The organism is Pseudomonas brassicacearum subsp. brassicacearum (assembly GCF_008801605.1).
GTDB lineage: Bacteria > Pseudomonadota > Gammaproteobacteria > Pseudomonadales > Pseudomonadaceae > Aquipseudomonas > Aquipseudomonas brassicacearum.
In genome coordinates this window covers 254,314-275,867 of record NZ_VZPJ01000003.1, presented here as the reverse complement: position 1 = coordinate 275,867, position 21,554 = coordinate 254,314, and the positions used below count along the sequence as shown (strand labels likewise).

Here is a 21,554-nt window from a genome sequence, read left to right as displayed (position 1 = left end):
TCATGGCGAATGACGATAGTCTTCCCTGCGGCGGAAGATTATCGTACTGGCCTACTGAAACGTTTTTCGGAGCCTGTCCATGAGTGATGCCCACAACGCCTTGATCAGCCGTTTTTATCAGGCCTTCCAACGCCTGGACGCCGAAGCCATGAGCGCTTGCTACACCGACGACGTGCTGTTCAGCGACCCGGCGTTCGGCGAGCTGCGCGGGCGCGATGCCGGCGACATGTGGCGCATGCTGACGACCCGGGCCAAGGACTTTTCCCTGACCTTCGATAACGTGCGCAGCGATGAGCGTACCGGTGGTGCCCATTGGGTGGCGACGTACTTGTTCAGCCAGACCGGCAACATTGTGATCAATGACATTCAGGCGCGCTTCGTTTTTCGCGACGGCAAGATCTGCGAGCACCACGACAACTTCGATCTGTGGCGCTGGTCTCGCCAGGCATTGGGTGCCAAGGGCCTGTTGCTGGGCTGGACACCGCTGGTACGCAACGCCGTCAGGGCCCAGGCCCTCAAGGGGCTGCGGGCGTTCCAGGCCAGTCGCTGATAAGATCGCGGCTTGTCTTTACCGACCTGTTGAACATCTAGTGACGACCGCCACCCTCTCTCCCGATCTGCCTGCACAAGGTCCCACCGAAGCGGACAAACCCTGGTTTGTCTACCTGGTGCGGGCCGCCAACGGTTCGCTGTACTGCGGCGTCAGTGATGACCCGGTGCGGCGTTTCGCCAAGCATCAAAGCGGCAAGGGGGCACGCTTCTTCCTTTCCAGCCCGGCAGTGGCTCTGGTGTACACCGAGGCTTGTCGCGACAAGGGCGAGGCCCTGCGCCAGGAGCGGCTGATCAAAAAGCTCAAGAAAAGCGCCAAGGAATGCCTGGTGGCCAGTGCGCTGTCGCTCAATCAGCCGGGCTGATAGGCCTTTATCAGGCCGGTAGGCTGTCCCGATCAGGCGCGCTAAGCTGTAAGACTTCATTCCTGCAGTGGCTAATCTCATGTCAGAGCTGATCCTTCATCATTACCCAACGTCTCCTTTCGCGGAAAAAGCCCGGCTGCTGCTGGGCTTCAAGGGGCTGTCCTGGCGTTCGGTGAACATCCCGCCGATGATGCCCAAGCCTGACCTGACGGCGTTGACGGGTGGCTATCGCAAGACGCCGGTGTTGCAGGTCGGCGCGGATGTCTATTGCGATACGTCGCTGATGGCTCGCCGCCTGGAGCAGGAAAAAGCTTCGCCGGTGCTGTTCCCCGAAGGCCGGGAAATGCTTGCCGCGTCCTTTGCAGCGTGGGCCGATTCGGTGGTGTTCCAGCATGCGGTGAGCCTGGTGTTCCAGCCGGAGTCGGTGGCGGCACGGTTCGCCAAGCTATCGCCCGAAGCGATCAAGGCGTTCATCAGCGACCGTGCCGGGCTGTTCAGTGGCGGCACGACTACGCGCTTGGCCGCCGAGCAGGCCAAGCACCAATGGCCGACGATCATGGCGCGTCTCGAACAACAGTTGCAGCGCGAGGAGGGCGATTTCCTGTTGGGTGATCCGTCGATTGCCGACTTCGCCATGGCCCATCCGCTGTGGTTCCTCAAGGGCACTCCGGTTACCTCGCCGCTGGTGGATGCTTATCCGGCTGTCTCGGCCTGGTTGGCGCGGGTGTTGGGTTTCGGCCATGGTGCCTCGAGCCAGATGAGTGCCGAAGAAGCCTTGGACGTTGCCCGCAACGCTACGCCGGCAGCGCTGCCGGATGAGGTATTCGACGAGCCGAACGGGTTCACGGCAGGGCAGCAGGTGAGCATCGCCGCGACCGACTATGGCGTCGATCCGGTGGCCGGGGAGTTGGTGTTTGCCGGGAGCGAAGAATTGATTCTGCGTCGCGAAGACGAGCGGGGCGGGGTGGTGCATGTGCACTTTCCGCGGTTTGGCTTCCGGATCGAGGCTCGATGAACAACGAATGACCTTGTGGGAGCGAGCTTGCTCGCGATGGCGCCAGATCAGTCGATATTGATGTTGAATGTTGGTCCGCTATCGCGAGCAAGCTCGCTCCCACAGGATAGGTGTGTGGTTCACAGGATCTGCGTTTGCCGCCGATCACTGTGTGGGAGCGAGCTTGCTCGCGATGAGGCCCTCAAACCTATATCGCGGACAACGCCTTGAGAATATTCTCCGGCTCATACCCACGAATCAACGTACCGTTCACATCCAGGATCGGAATCCCCCGGCCACCCAGCGCCTCATAAGTCTTGCGCGCCTCGGTGTCCTTCTCGATATCGAACTCGCGAAACGGCACGCCTTTCTCATCCAGGAACCGCCGGGTTGCCTTGCAGTAGCCGCACCAGTCGGTGGCATACAGCACGACGCGGGCGTTGCTGCGGATCTGCTCGGAAACCATCTGTGACGGGTTGAACACCCGCTCGATCTTGCCCCAGTTCTGATAGGCCACCACCACCACCAGCAGAATCAGCAGGAATTTCTTCAGCACCCCACCAAACATCAATTGCGACGCTTGAGCTGGTCGGTCAGCGACGTGGGCAGGCCCTTGATGATCAGCGTGCCGGCCTCTTCGTCGTACTCGATCTTGGAGCCCAGCAAGTGCGCTTCGAAGCTGATGGACAAGCCTTCGGCGCGACCGGTGAAGCGACGGAACTGGTTGAGAGTGCGTTTATCCGCCGGGATTTCCGGCGACAACCCGTAGTCCTTGTTGCGGATATGGTCGTAGAAGGCTTTCGGGCGATCTTCGTCGATCAGTTCGGACAGTTCTTCCAGGCCCATCGGCTCGCCGAGCTTGGCCTGGCTGCTGGCGTAGTCGACCAGGGTCTTGGTTTTTTCCCGGGCATCCTCTTCCGGCAGGTCTTCGCTTTCGACGAAGTCACTGAAGGCCTTGAGCAGGGTGCGAGTCTCGCCGGGGCCGTCGACACCTTCCTGGCAGCCGATGAAATCACGGAAATACTCCGAGACCTTCTTGCCGTTCTTGCCCTTGATGAACGAGATGTACTGCTTCGATTGCTTGTTGTTCTGCCATTCCGACACGTTGATCCGCGCCGCCAGGTGCAACTGGCCCAGATCCAGATGGCGGGACGGGGTCACGTCCAGCTCATCGGTCACCGCCACGCCTTCGCTGTGGTGCAGCAGGGCGATGGCCAGGTAGTCGGTCATGCCTTGCTGGTAGTGAGCGAACAGCACGTGGCCGCCCACCGACAGGTTGGACTCTTCCATCAGCTTTTGCAGGTGTTCCACCGCCACGCGACTGAAGGCGGTGAAGTCCTTGCCGCCGTCCAGGTACTCCTTCAGCCAGCCGCTGAACGGATGCGCCCCGGACTCGGCATGGAAAAAGCCCCAGGCCTTGCCTTGCTTGGCGTTATAGCTTTCGTTGAGGTCGGCGAGCATGTTCTCGATGGCCGTGGACTCTGCCAGTTCGGAGTCGCGGGCATGGAGCACAGCTGGGGTGCCGTCGGGTTTTTTGTCGATCAGGTGGACGATGCAATGACGGATCGGCATGGATTTCTCGGCTGATGAAAGAGAGGAGGGCGCGCTCCCCGAAAAAGGCCCCAGTGTACCGCAATCACTGGTTTTGGAACCCGGCAAAGGCCCTTTCAGACCCGTCCGACACCCTATATGCATTTTTTTAACGTTTTAGCGCAAGAAAGCTGACCAAATGGGTAGCTAGAGGCGGATATTTCAGAGGCGTTGTGCTAGTTTTGCCCGGTCTTACGCGAAGTCACTGCGTTAAGCGTGCATTCAGCATCTGTCAGGTCGAACCAATCCCGGTTTTCGGCATCTATTACCCCGATCCGTCGCGGTGATTGCCGAGGGTGCCTGATCAAGAGAGATCGGGCTCGATGGCTGACACTGCACTCTGCAATCCATATGAATTTGATAGGGAAGGAACACTACATGGCTCTTACTAAAGACCAACTGATCGCTGATTTGGCTGAATCTGTAGACGCACCAAAAGCTACCGTGCGTTCGCTGCTGGACCAACTGGGCCAAGTCGTTGCCGATCAGCTGGAAAATGGCGGCGAAATCACTCTGCCAGGTGTTGGCAAGCTGAAAGTCACCGAGCGTCCTGCCCGTACCGGCCGCAACCCTTCGACTGGCGCTGCCATCGAAATCGCTGCCAAGAAAGTGATCAAGCTGGTTGTGGCCAAAGGCCTGACCGACGCGGTCAACAAGTAAGACCGCAGTAAAAAAAACCGTGCCTCGGAGCGATCCGGGCACGGTTTTTTATTGCCTTGAAAACCACCCGTAGGTGTCTTTCTAATCCTTGCGAACCCAACGCGACTGGCGCCAAGCCTGTTGCTGGGCCTGGGTCTGGAAGGTCCAGGCCACGAAACGACTCTGCTTCTGGCCCTGGGACATCTCCACCACCTGGCTGTGCAGCGCCCCGGCCTTTTTCAGCGCGGTTTGAATCGCCGGCAGGTTCGACGCCTTCGACACCAGGGTGCTGAACCACAGCACTTGCCCGGCCAGCTGCGCGCTTTCGCCGATCAGTTGCGTCACGAACCGGGCTTCCCCACCCTCGCACCACAACTCCGCAGCCTGACCGCCGAAATTCAGCACCGGCAGCTTGCGCTTCGGATCGGCCTTGCCCAGTGCCCGCCACTTGCGCTGGCTGCCCTTGGTGGCTTCCTCCAGGGAGGCATGGAACGGTGGGTTGCACATCGTCAGGTCGAAACGTTCGGTGTCGTCCAGCAGGCCCTGGAGAATCTGCTTGCGGTTGGCTTGCTGGCGCAACTGGATGGCTTTGTTCAACCCATTGGACTGGACGATGGCCTTGGCCGAGGCGATGGCCGTTGGATCGATCTCCGAACCGAGGAAGTGCCAGCGGTAGTCGCTGTAGCCGATCAATGGATAAACGCAGTTGGCGCCGGTGCCGATGTCCAGCACCTTGACCGCCGCCCCACGGGGGATTTCACCTTCGTTGTGGCTGGCGAGCAAATCGGCGAGGAAATGTACATAGTCCGCCCGCCCTGGCACCGGTGGGCACAGGTAGTCGGCCGGGATATCCCAGTGGGCGATGCCATAGAAAGCTTTGAGCAGCGCCCGGTTGAATACCCGCACGGCCTCAGGGCTGGCAAAGTCGATGCTTTCCTTGCCGTAGGGGTTGATGATCACGAACTTTGCCAGTTCCGGCGTGCTCTTGATCAACGCTGGGAAGTCGTAGCGGCCCTGGTGGCGGTTGCGCGGATGCAGGCTGGCTTTTTCACGCGGCGCCACGGTTTTAGCCTCCGGGGCGGACTTGGGCTTCTGGCGGGCAGGTTTGGGTGTGCGGGGGGCGGTCATGGGCGAGTCGATTCGGGGATGGCTCAAAAAGTGGCGGGCATTGTCCCACATCCGGCCCGGTCTTGATGACTGCGTGGTTTAAATGTGGGAGCGAGCTTGCTCGCGATAGCAGTGTGTCAGTTGGCATATGGGTTGGCTGATCCGCCGCTATCGCGAGCAAGCTCGCTCCCACATGGGTTTTGCGATACCTGAAAAGGAAAGTGACAGGCATGAAAAAGGAGGTCCAACTGGACCTCCTTTTTCATTGCGAACCGCTGTTACAGGCTGGCGATCCGCGCGTGCTGCTCGGCCAGCTTGCCCAAGGCCTGTTCCGCCTCGGCCAGTTTGGCCCGTTCCTTCTCGATGACTTCGGCCGGCGCCTTGTCGACGAAGCCGGCGTTGGACAGCTTGCCGCCGACCCGCTGCACTTCGCCTTTGAGACGCAGGATTTCCTTGTCCAGGCGCGCCAGTTCCGCGGCCTTGTCGATCAGGCCCGCCATTGGCACCAGCACTTCCATCTCGCCAACCAGGGCGGTGGCCGACAGTGGTGCTTCTTCGCCGGCTGCCAGGACCGTCACCGATTCAAGCTTCGCCAGTTTCTTGAGCAACGCCTCGTTTTCGTTGAGGCGGCGCAGGTCTTCGGCGCTGGCGTTCTTCAGGAACAGGGCCAGTGGCTTGCCCGGACCGATGTTCATTTCGGCGCGGATGTTACGCAGGCCCAGCATGAAGGTCTTGAGCCACTCGATGTCGTCTTCAGCCGCCGGATCGATGCGGCTTTCGTTGGCCACCGGCCAAGGTTGCAGCATGATCGTCTTGCCTTGGGCGCCTGCCAGCGGTGCGATGCGCTGCCAGATTTCCTCGGTGATGAACGGCATGAACGGATGCGCCAGGCGCAGGGCCACTTCCAGCACGCGCACCAGGGTGCGACGGGTGCCGCGCTGGCGTTCGACCGGGGCGTTTTCGTCCCACAGCACAGGCTTGGACAGTTCCAGGTACCAGTCGCAATACTGGTTCCAGATGAACTCGTACAAGGCTTGCGCGGCCAGGTCGAAACGGAACTGGTCCAACTGGCGAGTCACTTCGGCCTCGGTGCGCTGCAACTGCGAAATGATCCAGCGATCGGCCAGGGTCAGTTCAAAGGCTTCGCCGTTCTGGCCGCAGTCTTCGCCTTTATCCAGCACGTAGCGCGCAGCGTTCCAGATCTTGTTGCAGAAGTTGCGATAGCCTTCGACGCGGCCCATGTCGAACTTGATGTCGCGACCGGTGGACGCCAGCGAGCAGAAGGTGAAACGCAGGGCGTCGGTGCCGTAGCTGGCGATGCCCTCGGCGAATTCTTCGCGGGTGGCTTTCTCGATCTGCTTTGCCAGTTTCGGCTGCATCAGGCCGGAGGTGCGTTTCTGCACCAGGGTTTCCAGGTCGATGCCGTCGATGATGTCCAGCGGGTCCAGGACGTTGCCCTTGGACTTGGACATCTTCTGGCCCTGGCCGTCGCGCACCAGGCCGTGGACGTAGACGGTCTTGAACGGCACTTGCGGCGTGCCGTCTTCGTTCTTCACCAGGTGCATGGTCAACATGATCATCCGGGCGACCCAGAAGAAAATGATGTCGAAGCCGGTGACCAGGACGTCGGTGGAGTGGAATTTCTTCAGGAATTCGGTCTGCTGCGGCCAGCCCAGGGTGGAGAAGGTCCACAGGCCGGAGCTGAACCAGGTGTCGAGGACGTCGTTGTCCTGTTGCAGCGCCACGTCCGGGCCGAGGTTGTGCTTGGCGCGGACTTCGGCTTCATCACGGCCGACATAGACCTTGCCCGACTCGTCGTACCAGGCCGGAATGCGATGGCCCCACCACAGTTGACGGCTGATGCACCAATCCTGGATGTCGCGCATCCACGAGAAATACATGTTTTCGTATTGCTTGGGCACGAACTGGATGCGGCCGTCTTCGACAGCGGCAATCGCAGGCTCAGCCAGCGGCTTGGTGGACACGTACCACTGGTCGGTCAACCACGGTTCGATGATGGTGCCCGAGCGGTCGCCTTTCGGGACTTTCAGGGCATGGTCGTCGACGCTGACCAGCAGGCCGGCGGCATCGAACGCCGCGACGATCTGCTTGCGTGCTTCGAAGCGGTCCAGGCCGGCATATTCGGCCGGGATCTGGCCGTCGACGCTTTCGTTCAGCGTGCCGTCGAGGTTGAATGCCTGGGCTGCCGGCAATATGTTGGCGTTCTTGTCGAAGATGTTCAGCAGCGGCAGGTTGTGGCGTTTGCCGACTTCGTAGTCGTTGAAGTCGTGGGCCGGGGTGATTTTCACGCAGCCGGTGCCGAATTCAGGGTCGCAGTAGTCGTCGCCGATGATCGGGATACGACGGCCAACCAGGGGCAGTTCGACGAACTTGCCGATCAGCGCCTGGTAGCGTTCATCGTTCGGGTTCACCGCCACGGCGGAGTCGCCCAGCATGGTTTCCGGACGCGTGGTGGCGACGATCAGGTAATCCTTGCCTTCGGCGGTCTTGGCGCCGTCGGCCAGTGGGTACTTCAGGTTCCACAGGAAACCTTTCTCGTCGTGGTTCTCCACTTCGAGGTCGGAAATGGCCGTGTGCAACTTGGTGTCCCAGTTGACCAGGCGCTTGCCGCGATAGATCAGCCCGTCCTCATGCAGGCGCACGAAGGCTTCCTTCACCGCTTCCGAAAGACCGTCGTCCATGGTGAAGCGCTCGCGGCTCCAGTCCACGGACGAGCCGAGGCGACGGATCTGGCGGCTGATGTTGCCGCCGGACTCGTCTTTCCATTCCCAGACTTTCTCGAGGAATTTCTCGCGGCCCAGGTCATGGCGATTCTGGCCCTGGGCTTCGAGGCGGCGCTCCACCAGCATCTGCGTGGCGATACCGGCGTGGTCGGTGCCCGGCTGCCACAAGGTGTTGCGACCTTGCATGCGCCGGAAACGGATCAGCGCATCCATGATCGCGTTGTTGAAACCGTGGCCCATGTGCAGGCTGCCGGTGACGTTCGGCGGCGGGATCATGATGGTGTAGGAATCGCCCGCGCCTTGCGGAGCGAAATAATTCTCGGACTCCCAGGTGTTGTACCAGGAAGTTTCAATGGCGTGCGGCTGGTAGGTCTTATCCATGCGCGGCGGGACCCTATTGGCATTTATTCAGGAAAAGCCGGGAAGTATAGCGGGCGGGGCTGGTGCAAGCCACATGCAGCAAGCTGGAAGCTTGGCAGATGGCTTGTGGGCGCAACCGAACAATGTGGGAGCGAGCTTGCTCGCGATAGCGGTAGATCAGCAACATTGATGTTGACTGACACACTGCTATCGCGAGCAAGCTCGCTCCCACAAGGTGTTCGGTAGTCAGTAAATCTCGGGGTTACTCGTACTGGCTCAGCAACCGCTCCATCCGCGCATCCAGCCGGCGCTTGATCTCGGTCTCGATGTGCGGGGCGAAGTCGTCGATGACGTCTTGCATGATCAACTGCGCCGCAGCGCGCAGTTCGCGGTCCAGGTGCAGCAGGGCGTCGGGCCCTTTGACTTCGGTCTTGGCGGCAGGCTTGGGTTCCGGCTGGCCGTTGATCGGGTCGAACAGCAGGGGGATCTGTTCATCATGCACCGGCTCGTGCACGACCGTGTCGGTCAGCAGCGGCGGTTGCAGGTTGTCGTCGCCGAGCAGTTGGCGGATCGACTCGAGGTCATCCAGCAGGTGCGCGGGTTTTTGTGGCGGTTTTGGAGTGTCCATCGTAGGGCTCAGAGTCGCTGTAAACGGTGGTCTTGCAGAGGATAGCCCTGTTCGCGGTAGAAACGGAAACTCTCCCGCGCGGCTTGTCGGATGGCCGGGTCTTCGACCACCACTTCCGCCACACGGGCGAAGCGCTGGGCAAAGGCCGGTACTTTCAGGTCGAGGTTTACCAGCAGGTCCTGGTGCTGGCCGCAGTCATCCCCCAGCCCCAGCACGATCAACCCTTCGGGTTCGCTCTCGGCCGGGCCGTGGGGCACGAAGCTCTCGCCCTTGAAGGCCCACAGGCGTGCGTCCAGGTCCTCGCGCTGGGCGGCATCGCTGCAATGCAGGTAGATGCGGTGCCCCATGCGCCAGGCTTTTTCAACGAGCTTGCAGGCAAAATCCAGCCGCGCCGACGGGTCGGCGCTGGGCAGGATATAGAAATCGACTTTGGTCATTGCGGTTCCTGAGCCGCCGCTGGCGCCACCCGAGGGTGACGCCAGCGACGGTCATTGGTGTCAGGCCTTGGCGCGGTCCAGCAGGTACTGGGTCAGCAGGGGCACCGGACGACCGGTGGCACCCTTGTCCTTACCGCCGCTGGTCCATGCCGTGCCAGCGATGTCCAGGTGCGCCCAGTTCAGGTTCTTGGTAAAGCGCGACAGGAAGCAGGCTGCGGTGATGGTCCCGGCTTTCGGGCCGCCGATGTTGGCGATGTCGGCGAACGGGCTGTCCAGTTGTTCCTGGTACTCGTCGAACAGTGGCAACTGCCAGGCGCGGTCGTCGGCCTGTTGGCCGGCGCTGAGCAGTTGGCCGATCAGCTCGTCGTTGTTGCCCAGCAGGCCCGAGGTGTGGGAACCGAGGGCGACGATGCAGGCGCCGGTCAGGGTCGCGATGTCGATCACCGCTTGCGGCTTGAAGCGCTCGGAGTAGGTGAGGGCATCGCACAGCACCAGGCGGCCTTCGGCGTCGGTGTTGAGGATTTCCACGGTCTGGCCGCTCATGGTGGTGACGATGTCGCCCGGACGCGAGGCCGTACCGCTGGGCATGTTCTCGGCGCAGGCCAGGATGCACACCAGGTTGATCGGCAGTTGCAGTTCGAGCACCGCGCGCAGGGTGCCGAACACGCTTGCGGCGCCGCCCATGTCGTACTTCATCTCATCCATGCCCGCGCCCGGCTTGAGGCTGATGCCGCCGGTGTCGAAGGTGATGCCCTTGCCGACCAGTGCGTACGGCTTCTCGGATTTCTTGCCACCGTTGTATTGCATCACGATCAGGCGTGGCGGCTGGGCGCTGCCCTGGCCGACGGAATAGAACGAACCCATGCCCAGGTCCTTGATCTTCTTCTCGTCGAAGACTTCGACCTTCAGGCCCTTGAACTCCTTGCCCAGTGCCTTGGCTTGTTCGCCGAGGAACGTTGGGTGGCAGATGTTCGGCGGCAGGTTGCCCAGGTCGCGGGTGAACGCCATGCCGTTGGCAATCGCGGTGGCGTGGGTCACGGCACGCTGGACTTCAGCCTGGGCAGCCTTGATGGTCAGTACGGTGATTTTTTTCAGGGCGCGGGGTTCGGCTTTCTGGCTCTTGAACTGGTCGAACTGGTATTCGCCGTCCACCAGGGTTTCGGCCAGCAAGCGGTTCTTGCCGTAGCTGTCGCGGCCCTTGATCACCAACTCGTCCAGCGCCAGGGTGGCATCAGCGCCGCCAAGGCCCTTGAGGGTACCCAGCACGCCAGCAATGATTTTACGGAATGGACGGTCGCCCAGTTCAGCGTCCTTGCCCACGCCCACCAGCAGCACGCGGTCGGCCTTGAGGTTGGGCAGGTTTTGCAGCAACAGGCTCTGGCCGACCTTGCCGGCCAGGTCGCCGCGCTTGAGTACGGCGCTGATGGCCCCGCCGCTCAGGGTATCGAGCTGGGTGGCGACCACGCCAAGCTTGCGGTTTTCACCGACGGCGACTACCAGTGTGGCGGTTTTCAACGTTTCTGGGCTGACGCTTTTTACAACCAGTTCCATGTCCGGATCCCTGAGTCAATGGTCAAGAGGCCAGGCGCCGAGACGGTGGCGCGCTGAGCGAGCTTCTTCTATATAAAAGAAGCGCCGGTGCTTGCCGGCGACAAAGGCCGCAGTTTGAACCCCGGCGCCCGAGCCTGACAACCCTCGACGGCGCTAACTTTTGGCTTTAAGCACCGGCTTAAAGCGTGCGAAGTGACAGGCGCCTCCAATCACAGGATAATGCGGCTCTTTTTTCGGCGGCTCGCGTTGGCGCGCCGACTCGATACGTTTGCTTGTTTGGCCGCCTTAGCCTGACAACCCTGGAGTGTCTGGTTTGATCGTCTTTCGTTATCTATCCCGCGAAGTCTTATTGACCTTGAGTGCCGTCAGCGCCGTGCTGCTGGTCATCATCATGAGCGGACGCTTCATCAAATACCTCGCCCAAGCGGCCTCCGGTGCCCTGGACCCGGGCTCGCTGTTCCTGATCATGGGGTTCCGCCTGCCGGGCTTCCTGCAATTGATCCTGCCGCTGGGGTTGTTCCTCGGTATCCTGCTGGCCTACGGACGCTTGTACCTGGACAGCGAAATGACCGTGCTGTCGGCCACCGGCATGAGCCAACAACGGCTGTTTCGCATGACGCTGTTCCCGGCCACGTTGGTGGCGCTGGTGGTGGCCTGGCTGAGCCTGAGCCTGGCACCCCAGGGTGCCACCCAGTTCCAGTTGCTGATCAACCAGCAAGACGCCATGACCGAGTTCGACACCCTGGTGCCAGGGCGTTTCCAGGCCCTGCGCGACGGTACGCGGGTGACCTACACCGAACAGCTCTCGGACGACCGGATCGACCTGGGCGGCGTCTTCATTACACAAAAGAACCTGTCTTCGGATGCCAAGAAGGACCGTGGCATCTCCGTGCTGGTGGCCGAGAAGGGCCGGCAGGAAATCAACCCCGACGGCAACCGCTACCTGATCCTGGAAAACGGCTATCGCTATGACGGCAAGCCGGGGCAGGCCGATTACCGGGCCATCAAGTACGACACCTATGGCGTGCTGTTGCCCAAGCCCGAGGTCAGCGACGAAGTCACTGACCGCGACGCAATGCCCACCGCCAGCCTGCTGGGCAACGACGACATTCGTGCCCGTACCGAGCTGCAATGGCGCCTGTCCTTGCCGCTGCTGGTATTCATCGTGACCCTCATGGCGGTCCCGCTGTCGCGGGTCAACCCGCGCCAAGGGCGTTTCCTCAAGCTGCTGCCGGCGATTCTTCTCTATATGGCTTACCTGACCATCCTGATTTCCGCCCGCGGTGCGTTGGAGAAAGGCAAGATCCCGCCAGCCCTGGGCCTGTGGTGGGTGCACTCGATCTTCCTGGCCATCGGCCTGGGGTTGCTCTATTGGGAGCCGCTGCGCCTGAAGCTGGCCAGTCGTCGCAGCGCGCTGGAGGTGGCCCGTGGTTAAACTCGATCGCTACATCGGCAGCAGTGTGTTCATGGCGATCCTTGCGGTACTGGGGATCATTCTCGGCCTGGCGACCCTGTTTGCCTTCATCGATGAAATGAGCGACGTCAGCGACACCTACACGCTGACGGACGTGGCGAGCTACGTGCTGCTGACGGCACCACGGCGTTTGTACGACATGCTGCCGATGGCCGCGCTGATCGGTTGCCTGATCGGCCTGGGCAGCCTGGCCAGCAATAGCGAGCTGACCATCATGCGCGCCGCCGGCGTGTCCATTGGTCGGATCGTCTGGGCGGTGATGAAGCCCATGCTGGTGTTGATGCTGGTGGGTGTGTTGATCGGCGAGTACATCGCCCCAGCCACCGAAAATACTGCCCAGGCCAACCGTTCCCTGGCCCAGGGCGGCGGCGATGCGCAAAGCGCCAAGCACGGCCTGTGGCACCGTCAGGGCGACGAGTTCATTCACATCAACTCGGTCCAGCCCAATGGCATTCTCTATGGCGTGACCCGGTATCGCTTCGACGACCAACGGCACATGCTGTCGTCGAGCTTTGCCAAGCGCGCCAATTTCTCCGAGGACCACTGGCAGCTGAGCGATGTCACGACCACTTTGTTCCATGACAAGCGCACCGAGGTGGTCGCCGCCCCGCAGGAACGTTGGGACGTGTCGATCAGCCCGCAGTTGCTCAGCACCGTGGTGATGGCGCCTGAATCGCTGTCGATTACCGGCTTGTGGGGGTATATCCACTACCTTGCGGACCAGGGCTTGAATAACGGTCGCTACTGGCTGGCTTTTTGGGTCAAGGTGTTGCAACCGTTGGTCACCGCCGCCCTGGTATTGATGGCGATTTCCTTCATTTTCGGCCCGCTGCGTTCGGTGACCCTTGGCCAGCGGGTGTTTACCGGCGTGCTGGTGGGCTTCACTTTCCGCATTGCCCAGGATCTGCTGGGGCCGTCGAGCCTGGTGTTCGGCTTCTCGCCGTTGTTTGCGGTGCTGGTGCCGGCCGGTATCTGCGCGTTGGCCGGGCTCTGGCTGTTGCGTCGGGCCGGTTGATTGCTCGTGTAGCGAGGGGGCTGTGGGAGCAAGGCTGTGTGGGAGCAAGGCTTGCCCGCGATGAAGGCCCTGTGGTCTTTCATAGATCGAGGTGGCTGTTTCGCGAGCAAGCTTTGCTCCCACTTGCGCGGTGTATCAGGTACAATTCCCGGCTATTTTTCGGCGGGCTATGCCTGCAGCCTTTTTGAGTGTTGATCCGTGAGTGATTTGAGTCATATCCGCAATTTCTCCATCATCGCCCACATTGACCATGGCAAGTCGACGCTGGCCGATCGCTTCATCCAGATGTGCGGCGGCCTGGCCGAGCGTGAAATGGAAGCCCAGGTCCTGGACTCCATGGACCTGGAGCGTGAACGCGGGATCACCATCAAGGCCCACAGCGTTACCCTCTACTACAAGGCCCGTGACGGCATCACCTATCAGCTGAACTTCATCGATACCCCGGGTCACGTCGACTTCACCTATGAAGTCAGCCGGTCGCTGGCGGCCTGCGAAGGTGCGCTGCTGGTGGTCGATGCTGGCCAGGGCGTCGAAGCCCAGTCGGTTGCCAACTGCTATACGGCCATCGAGCAGGGCCTGGAAGTCATGCCGGTGCTGAACAAGATCGACCTGCCCCAGGCCGATCCGGACCGCGTGAAGGAAGAAATCGAAAAAATCATCGGCATCGACGCTACCGACGCGGTCACCTGCAGTGCCAAGACCGGCCTGGGCGTGGACGAAGTGCTCGAGCGCCTGGTGCACACCATTCCCGCGCCGACCGGCAACATCGAGGATCCGCTGCAAGCGTTGATCATCGACTCCTGGTTCGACAACTACCTGGGTGTGGTTTCCCTGGTTCGCGTGCGCCATGGCCGCGTGAAGAAAGGCGACAAGATCCTGGTCAAGTCCACCGGCAAGATCCACCTGGTGGACAGCGTCGGTGTATTCAACCCGAAACACACCGCCACCGTAGACCTGAAGGCCGGTGAAGTGGGCTTCATCATCGCCGGCATCAAGGACATCCACGGGGCGCCGGTCGGCGACACCCTGACCTTGAGCTCTACCCCCGACGTCGATGTGCTGCCAGGTTTCAAACGCATCCAGCCGCAGGTCTATGCCGGCCTGTTCCCGGTCAGCTCCGACGATTTCGAGGATTTCCGCGAAGCCCTGCAAAAGCTGACCCTGAACGACTCGTCCCTGCAATACACCCCGGAAAGCTCCGATGCCCTGGGCTTCGGCTTCCGTTGCGGGTTCCTGGGCATGTTGCACATGGAAATCATCCAGGAGCGCCTGGAGCGCGAGTACGACCTGGACCTGATCACCACGGCGCCGACGGTTATTTTCGAGCTGTTGCTCAAGAACGGCGAGACCATCTACGTCGACAACCCGTCCAAGCTGCCGGACCTGTCGGCCATCGAAGACATGCGCGAGCCGATCGTGCGGGCCAACATCCTTGTGCCTCAGGAGCACCTGGGCAACGTCATTACGTTGTGCATCGAGAAGCGTGGCGTACAACACGACATGCTGTTCCTCGGCACGCAGGTCCAGGTGACCTACGACCTGCCGATGAACGAGGTGGTACTGGACTTCTTCGACCGCCTCAAATCCACCAGTCGCGGCTATGCTTCGCTGGACTATCATTTCGATCGTTACCAATCGGCTAATCTGGTGAAGCTGGATGTGCTGATCAACGGTGAGAAAGTCGATGCCCTGGCATTGATCGTGCACCGTGACAACGCGCACTACAAAGGTCGTGCATTGACCGAGAAGATGAAGGAACTGATTCCGCGGCAGATGTTCGATGTGGCAATCCAGGCCGCCATTGGCGGGCAGATTGTGGCGCGTACAACCGTCAAGGCGCTCAGAAAGAACGTATTGGCCAAATGCTACGGTGGCGACGTCAGCCGTAAGCGCAAGCTGTTGGAAAAGCAGAAGGCCGGTAAAAAACGCATGAAGCAGGTCGGTAACGTGGAAATTCCACAAGAAGCCTTCCTTGCGGTGCTCAGGTTGGATAGTTAGGTCCTATGTCGCTAAATTTCCCGCTGTTGCTGGTTATCGCCGTGTTTGTCTGCGGCCTGTTGGCGTTGCTTGATCTGTTGTTCCTGGCGCCTCGGCGCCGGGCGGCCATCGCCTCTTATCAGGGCAGCGTCAGCCAGCCTGATGGTGTGGTGGTCGAAAAGCTCAACAAGGAACCGCTGCTGGTCGAGTACGGCAAGTCGTTCTTCCCGGTGTTGTTCATCGTGCTGGTGCTGCGCTCGTTCCTGGTAGAGCCGTTCCAGATCCCGTCAGGCTCGATGAAGCCGACCCTGGACGTGGGCGATTTCATCCTGGTGAACAAGTTTTCCTACGGGATCCGCCTGCCGGTGATCGACAAGAAAGTCATCGAAGTCGGTGACCCGCAACGCGGCGATGTCATGGTGTTCCGCTTCCCGAGCGACCCGAACGTCAACTACATCAAGCGTGTGGTCGGCCTGCCGGGCGACACGGTTCGCTACACCGCCGACAAGCGCCTGTTCGTCAATGGCGAATCGGTGGCCGAACAGTTGCTCGGTTCCGAGCCGGGTACGCTGGGCAGTGCCGAGCTCTACCGGGAAAAACTCGGCGAGGCCGAGCACCTGATCCGCAAGGAAATGAGCCGCTACCGCGCAACGCCGGACCATTCGTGGACCGTGCCGGCGGGGCACTACTTCATGATGGGCGACAACCGCGACAACTCCAACGACAGCCGGTACTGGGATGATCCGAACATTCCCAAGGACCTGCTGGGCATGGTCCCGGACCGGAACATCGTCGGCAAGGCCTTTGCGGTCTGGATGAGCTGGCCGGAACCCAAACTCAGTCACCTGCCGAATTTCTCGCGGGTTGGCCTGATCAAGTAATCACACACGGCGCTGTTGAACACAGCGCCGAATGCTTTTCTGGAGCCTGCGCAAGGTTGCCCGAAGGCATGAAGCCAACGATAGTCAGGACGTATTTTTGAACACAGCGTTAATTGTCCCAAGCCAACGGCGCCTTGCCGCCGTGGCGGTGGAATCCAGCCACGAACTCAGCGTGGGTAAACCGTGAGCGTTTCTCTAAGCCGTCTCGAGCGTCAGCTCGGCTACACCTTCAAGGACCAGGACCTCATGCTCCTGGCCCTCACTCACCGCAGTTTTGCCGGGCGCAACAACGAACGCCTGGAATTCCTCGGTGATGCCATCCTCAACTTCGTGGCCGGTGAGGCGCTGTTCGAGCGTTTCCCGCTGGCCCGCGAAGGCCAGTTGTCGCGTTTGCGCGCACGATTGGTAAAAGGTGAGACCCTGGCCGTATTGGCCCGTGGTTTCGACCTGGGCGACTATCTGCGCCTGGGCTCTGGTGAGTTGAAAAGCGGCGGTTTCCGTCGCGAGTCGATCCTGGCCGATGCCCTGGAAGCGTTGATTGGTGCGATCTACCTGGATGCGGGCATGGAAATGGCGCGCGAACGCGTGCTGGCCTGGCTGACCTCCGAGATCGACAGCCTGACGCTGGTGGACACCAACAAGGACCCGAAGACCCGTTTGCAGGAATTCCTGCAATCGCGCAGTTGCGAGCTACCGCGCTACGAAGTCGTGGATATCCAGGGTGAGCCGCATTGCCGTACCTTCTTCGTCGAATGCGAAGTGGTCCTATTGAATGAAAAAAGCCGGGGTCAGGGTGTGAGTCGTCGTATTGCCGAACAGGTAGCGGCCGCCGCAGCACTGATTGCCCTGGGTGTGGAGAATGGCAATGACTGATACAACCGTCACCCGCTGCGGCTATGTCGCCATTGTCGGTCGGCCGAACGTGGGCAAGTCCACGCTGCTGAACCACATCCTGGGCCAGAAGCTGGCGATCACCTCGCGCAAGCCCCAGACCACCCGTCACAACATGCTGGGCATCAAGACCGAAGGCGCCGTGCAGGCGATCTACGTCGACACCCCGGGCATGCACAAGGGCGGCGAAAAGGCCCTGAACCGCTACATGAACAAGACTGCCTCGGCGGCGTTGAAAGACGTCGACGTGGTGATCTTCGTGGTCGACCGCACCAAGTGGACCGAAGAAGACCAGATGGTCCTGGAACGCGTTCAGTACGTGACGGGTCCCTTGATCGTGGCGCTGAACAAGACCGATCGCATCGAAGACAAGGCTGAGCTGATGCCGCACCTGACCTGGTTGCAGGAACAGTTGCCGAACGCCCAGATCATCCCGATCTCTGCCCAGCACGGCCATAACCTCGACGCGCTGGAGCGGGTGATTGCCGAACACCTGCCGGAAAACGATCATTTCTTCCCCGAAGACCAGATCACCGACCGCAGCAGCCGTTTCCTCGCCGCCGAGCTGGTGCGTGAGAAAATCATGCGTCAGATGGGTGCCGAGCTGCCCTACCAGATCACGGTCGAGATCGAAGAGTTCAAGCAACAGGGGAAGACCCTGCACATTCATGCGTTGATCCTCGTCGAACGTGACGGCCAGAAGAAAATCATCATTGGCGACAAGGGCGAGCGCATCAAGCGCATCGGCACCGAGGCGCGCAAGGACATGGAGCTGCTGTTCGACTCCAAGATCATGCTCAACCTGTGGGTCAAGGTGAAGGGTGGCTGGTCCGATGACGAGCGGGCGTTGCGTTCGTTGGGTTACGGCGACCTCTGATCAGCTGACTGGATATACCGAGAACCATTGTGGGAGCGAGCTTGCTCGCGATGAGGGCCTGATGTTCAACATGGATGTTGACTGACAGACCGCTATCGCGAGCAAGCTCGCTCCCACATTGGTTTGGGGCTGTTTAAAAACTCTGTTTGTCCATTGAGAACTCTGATTCCCATGCCCCCAACCCAACCCACCGGCCAATCCGCCTACGTCCTCCACAGTCGCGCCTACCGCGAAAGCAGCGCCCTGGTGGACTTCCTCACGCCGCAAGGGCGGCTGCGGGCGGTGTTGCGTGGGGCGCGGGGCAAGGCCGGGACGTTGGCGCGGCCGTTCGTGCCGCTGGAAGTCGAGTTCCGTGGCCGGGGCGAGTTGAAAAATGTCGGGCGCATGGAAAGCAATGGCGTTGCGGCGTGGCTCAATGGTGAGGCGCTGTTCAGCGGCCTGTACCTCAATGAACTGCTGATCCGCCTGCTGCCCGCCGAAGATCCCCACCCGGCCGTCTTCGACCACTACGCCGCCACGCTGCTGGCGCTGGCTGAAGGCCGGCCGCTGGAGCCGCTGCTGCGCTCCTTCGAATGGCGACTGCTGGATGACCTGGGCTATGGCTTCGCCCTGAACACTGACCTGCACGGCGAACCCATCGCCGCCGATGGCCTGTACCGCTTGCAGGTGGATGCCGGCCTGGAGCAGGTCTACCTGCTGCAACCGGGGTTGTTCAACGGTGCCGAGCTGCTGGCCATGGCCGAGGCCGACTGGAGTGCGCCGGGCGCCTTGTCGGCAGCCAAGCGGCTGATGCGCCAGGCCCTGGCTGTGCATCTGGGCGGACGGCCACTGGTCAGTCGCGAGTTGTTTCGCAAGCCCTGATCAACCCGTATGCTGTGGGCCGACCATTTGCCCATTCAGGAGCCTTTTCGTGAGCACCAGCAATCGCATTCTTCTCGGCGTGAACATCGACCATGTCGCCACCCTGCGTCAGGCCCGCGGTACGCGTTACCCGGATCCGGTCAAGGCCGCACTGGACGCGGAAGAGGCGGGCGCCGACGGCATCACCGTTCACCTGCGTGAAGACCGTCGTCACATCCAGGAGCGGGACGTGCTGCTGCTCAAGGATGTGCTGCAAACCCGCATGAACTTCGAGATGGGCGTGACCGAAGAAATGATGGCGTTCGCCGAGCGCATCCGCCCGGCGCACATCTGCCTGGTGCCGGAGACGCGCCAGGAGCTGACCACCGAAGGCGGCCTCGACGTGGCGGGGCAGGAGGCGCGGATCAGCATGGCGGTGGAACGCCTGTCGAAGATCGGCGCCGAGGTGTCGCTGTTCATTGATGCCGACGAACGGCAGATCGAGGCGTCCAAGCGTGTTGGCGCGCCGGCCATCGAACTGCACACCGGCCGTTACGCCGATGCCCAGACCCCCACGGATGTGGCCGATGAGCTGCAACGGGTCGCCGATGGCGTCGCCTGTGGCCTGGCCCAGGGCCTGATCGTCAACGCCGGCCATGGCCTGCACTACCATAACGTCGAAGCCGTCGCGGCCATCAAGGGCATCAACGAGCTGAACATCGGCCACGCGCTGGTGGCCCATGCGTTGTTCGTCGGGTTCAAGTCGGCGGTAGCGGAAATGAAAGCGTTGATCCTGGCTGCCGCCAAACCCTGACCCTGCCACCACATCCTGCGGGAGCAAGCTTTGCTCCCACAGGCACCTGTTCCCACAGGTCCCCCCCAGATTAAGGGTTGTGTCTGGCTGTCAGAGCTGCGGGGATTCCTGGCTAGGCTTGCTCTTGTCGACACCCGGCACGTGCAAGTTGCCCTCGGCCACCTGGTTGCCTTCAAGCTGTGGCTGCGTCACCCAGGTCAGGATGTCGTAGTAGCGACGGATGTTCGCCACGAAATGCACCGGCTCGCCACCGCGGGCGTAGCCATAGCGGGTCTTGCTGTACCACTGTTTCTGCGACAGGCGCGGCAGGATTTTTTTCACATCCAGCCACTTGTTCGGGTTCAGCCCTTCCTTGGCCGCCAGTTTGCGGGCGTCGTCCAGATGACCGCTGCCCACGTTATAGGCGGCGAGGGCGAACCAGGTGCGGTCGGGCTCTTCGATGCTTTCGTCCAGTTGGTCCTTCATGTACGCCAGGTACTTGGCACCGCCCATGATGCTCTGCTTCGGATCCAGGCGGTTGGACACGCCCATGGCCTGGGCCGTGTTCTGGGTCAGCATCATCAGGCCGCGCACGCCGGTCTTGGACGTGACCGCCGGTTGCCACAGCGATTCCTGATAGCCGATCGCGGCCAACAGGCGCCAATCGACTTTCTCTTGCTTGGCGTAGGCCTTGAAGTGCTGTTCGTATTTGGGCAGCCGTTGCTGCAAATGCTGGGCGAATGTGGTGGCGCCCATGTAGCCGAGGACATCGACGTGCCCGTAATAGCGGTCTTTGAGGCGCTGCAAGGTGCCGTTCTTCTGCACCTTTTCCAGGTAGCTGTTGATCTCGTTGAGCAGGCTGTTGTCCTCGCCGGGGGCGACCGCCCAACTCTGACTGCGGGCATCGCCCAGGTCGAAAGCCACGCGCACGTTGGGGAAGTACACCTGGTTCATCGCCACTTCGTTGGAGTCCACCAGGGTCAGGTCGATCTGGCCCTCGTCGACCATGCGCAACAGGTCGACCACTTCGACCGCGTCGGATTCTTCGTATTCGATGCCCGGATACTGCTGCTTCAACTGTGCCAGCTGTTCGGCGTGGGTGCTGCCCTTGAGCACCATGATTTTCTTGCCGGCCAGGGCGGCGGCGTCGGTCGGGCGTGACTGGCCGTTGCGGTAGATGATCTGCGGGGTGACTTCCAGATAGGAGCGGGAAAACCGCACCTGCTTCTTGCGCTGTTCGCTGCTGACCAGGCCCGCGGCGGCCAATACCGGACCGTTGGGCTTGCCGATCTGGCTGAAGAGGTCGTCGAGGTTGTCGGCGGTCTCTATCTTCAGTTCCACCCCCAAATCGTCGGCGAAGCGCTTCACCAGCTCGTATTCGAAGCCGGTTTCACCGTTACGATCCTCAAAGTAGGTGGCGGGGCTGTTTCGGGTAACCACCCGCAGCACGCCATCCTCCTTTACGCGCTCCAGTGTGTTGGGTTTCTCAACACAACCACTGAGCACCAGGAAGAGTCCGGTTGCGATCAGCCATCTGGCATATCGCGGACGCAAAGCCGTTGGGGAAAACATCTGCGCAGTATACGCAAACGGCCCCTACCGCCATATCTCGACAGCAAATGGCCAGTCTGCTAGCCATTGCAAAACATGTCCGCAGCACCGGCCGGCCGGGGTGCGCAGGGCTTTGCGTCGCTGAAAAATAACTCTGCGAAAACCTTGGCGCGGGTGTCCAATTGCGCCGTGTGCGCAAAGACCGACATTCGGCCAGCACCGCGCGTGCCGTTTCGGGTGCCGTTGGCGGCGGTTTAGGCTAGAATGCACGGCCTCAAAGCACACCCCCTT

Annotated in this window: 20 protein-coding genes; 12 read left to right on the top strand and 8 right to left on the bottom strand. The window is 61.2% G+C overall.

Annotated features, from left to right (window positions below; genetic code table 11):
• Positions 1–79: 79 nt before the first annotated feature.
• The 3 genes from F7R20_RS09765 (at position 80) to F7R20_RS09755 (ending at position 1,929) form a co-directional block, all read left to right on the top strand.
• A complete protein-coding gene (locus F7R20_RS09765; protein ID WP_003205294.1) occupies positions 80–550 on the top strand; it encodes a nuclear transport factor 2 family protein in 471 nt (156 codons plus the stop codon).
• 40 nt (positions 551–590) lie between these two features.
• Positions 591–914, top strand: a complete 324-nt coding sequence (locus F7R20_RS09760) for a GIY-YIG nuclease family protein (RefSeq protein ID WP_003205293.1) — start codon at positions 591–593, stop codon at positions 912–914.
• A 79-nt stretch (positions 915–993) separates the two neighbouring features.
• Positions 994–1,929, top strand: coding sequence for a glutathione S-transferase family protein (locus F7R20_RS09755; protein ID WP_003205292.1), 936 nt, complete (start codon positions 994–996; stop codon positions 1,927–1,929).
• A gap of 187 nt (positions 1,930–2,116) precedes the next feature.
• Here F7R20_RS09755 and F7R20_RS09745 read toward each other — a convergent pair whose 3' ends face one another.
• Both F7R20_RS09745 and yejK read right to left on the bottom strand, forming a co-directional pair.
• Positions 2,117–2,476: a glutaredoxin family protein gene (locus F7R20_RS09745; RefSeq protein ID WP_003205291.1), complete on the bottom strand. Its 360-nt coding sequence runs from the start codon at positions 2,474–2,476 to the stop codon at positions 2,117–2,119.
• Positions 2,476–3,480, bottom strand: a complete 1,005-nt coding sequence (gene yejK, locus F7R20_RS09740) for a nucleoid-associated protein YejK (protein ID WP_003205290.1) — start codon at positions 3,478–3,480, stop codon at positions 2,476–2,478. Before yejK ends, F7R20_RS09745 begins: the two co-directional genes overlap by 1 nt.
• Before the next feature lie 396 nt (positions 3,481–3,876).
• Here yejK and F7R20_RS09735 point away from each other — a divergent pair, with 396 nt between their 5' ends.
• Positions 3,877–4,158: an HU family DNA-binding protein gene (locus tag F7R20_RS09735; RefSeq protein ID WP_003205289.1), complete on the top strand. Its 282-nt coding sequence runs from the start codon at positions 3,877–3,879 to the stop codon at positions 4,156–4,158.
• A gap of 81 nt (positions 4,159–4,239) precedes the next feature.
• On the opposite strand, the gene rlmF is transcribed toward F7R20_RS09735, so the two are convergent.
• The 5 genes from rlmF to F7R20_RS09710 form a co-directional block, all read right to left on the bottom strand.
• Positions 4,240–5,265, bottom strand: coding sequence for a 23S rRNA (adenine(1618)-N(6))-methyltransferase RlmF (gene rlmF / locus F7R20_RS09730; RefSeq protein WP_003205288.1), 1,026 nt, complete (start codon positions 5,263–5,265; stop codon positions 4,240–4,242).
• A gap of 257 nt (positions 5,266–5,522) precedes the next feature.
• A complete protein-coding gene (locus F7R20_RS09725) occupies positions 5,523–8,369 on the bottom strand; it encodes a valine--tRNA ligase (protein ID WP_003205286.1) in 2,847 nt (948 codons plus the stop codon).
• Between the two features lie 241 nt (positions 8,370–8,610).
• Positions 8,611–8,976 (bottom strand): hypothetical protein, encoded by a 366-nt coding sequence (locus tag F7R20_RS09720; protein ID WP_003205284.1) that lies wholly within the window; start codon positions 8,974–8,976, stop codon positions 8,611–8,613.
• A gap of 8 nt (positions 8,977–8,984) precedes the next feature.
• A complete protein-coding gene (locus F7R20_RS09715; protein ID WP_003205282.1) occupies positions 8,985–9,413 on the bottom strand; it encodes a DNA polymerase III subunit chi in 429 nt (142 codons plus the stop codon).
• Positions 9,414–9,473: 60 nt separating this feature from the next.
• Positions 9,474–10,964 carry a leucyl aminopeptidase gene (locus F7R20_RS09710; RefSeq protein WP_003205280.1) on the bottom strand — a complete coding sequence of 497 codons (1,491 nt, stop codon included), beginning with the start codon at positions 10,962–10,964 and terminating at the stop codon, positions 9,474–9,476.
• A 313-nt stretch (positions 10,965–11,277) separates the two neighbouring features.
• Between F7R20_RS09710 and lptF the strand changes: the two genes are divergently transcribed.
• The 8 genes from lptF to pdxJ all read left to right on the top strand — a co-directional run bounded on the left by lptF (position 11,278) and on the right by pdxJ (position 19,733).
• Complete coding sequence (gene lptF / locus F7R20_RS09705) at positions 11,278–12,399, top strand: LPS export ABC transporter permease LptF (RefSeq protein WP_003205278.1); 1,122 nt, start codon at positions 11,278–11,280, stop codon at positions 12,397–12,399.
• Positions 12,392–13,453: an LPS export ABC transporter permease LptG gene (gene lptG / locus F7R20_RS09700; RefSeq protein WP_003205276.1), complete on the top strand. Its 1,062-nt coding sequence runs from the start codon at positions 12,392–12,394 to the stop codon at positions 13,451–13,453. Before lptF ends, lptG begins: the two co-directional genes overlap by 8 nt.
• A 198-nt stretch (positions 13,454–13,651) precedes the next feature.
• Complete coding sequence (gene lepA, locus F7R20_RS09690) at positions 13,652–15,451, top strand: translation elongation factor 4 (protein WP_003205274.1); 1,800 nt, start codon at positions 13,652–13,654, stop codon at positions 15,449–15,451.
• 5 nt (positions 15,452–15,456) lie between these two features.
• Positions 15,457–16,311: a signal peptidase I gene (gene lepB / locus F7R20_RS09685; RefSeq protein WP_003205272.1), complete on the top strand. Its 855-nt coding sequence runs from the start codon at positions 15,457–15,459 to the stop codon at positions 16,309–16,311.
• A 183-nt stretch (positions 16,312–16,494) separates the two neighbouring features.
• A complete protein-coding gene (gene rnc, locus F7R20_RS09680; protein ID WP_003205268.1) occupies positions 16,495–17,184 on the top strand; it encodes a ribonuclease III in 690 nt (229 codons plus the stop codon).
• A complete protein-coding gene (era, locus tag F7R20_RS09675) occupies positions 17,177–18,079 on the top strand; it encodes a GTPase Era (protein ID WP_003205264.1) in 903 nt (300 codons plus the stop codon). Before rnc ends, era begins: the two co-directional genes overlap by 8 nt.
• A gap of 171 nt (positions 18,080–18,250) precedes the next feature.
• Entirely contained in the window at positions 18,251–18,940 is a 690-nt protein-coding gene (recO, locus tag F7R20_RS09665) for a DNA repair protein RecO (protein ID WP_003205262.1), read from the top strand.
• A gap of 49 nt (positions 18,941–18,989) precedes the next feature.
• Positions 18,990–19,733 carry a pyridoxine 5'-phosphate synthase gene (gene pdxJ / locus F7R20_RS09660; RefSeq protein ID WP_003205260.1) on the top strand — a complete coding sequence of 248 codons (744 nt, stop codon included), beginning with the start codon at positions 18,990–18,992 and terminating at the stop codon, positions 19,731–19,733.
• Positions 19,734–19,823: 90 nt separating this feature from the next.
• Here the strand turns inward: pdxJ and mltF are convergent, their stop codons facing one another.
• Positions 19,824–21,284: a membrane-bound lytic murein transglycosylase MltF gene (gene mltF, locus F7R20_RS09655; protein WP_003205258.1), complete on the bottom strand. Its 1,461-nt coding sequence runs from the start codon at positions 21,282–21,284 to the stop codon at positions 19,824–19,826.
• Positions 21,285–21,554: the final 270 nt, after the last annotated feature.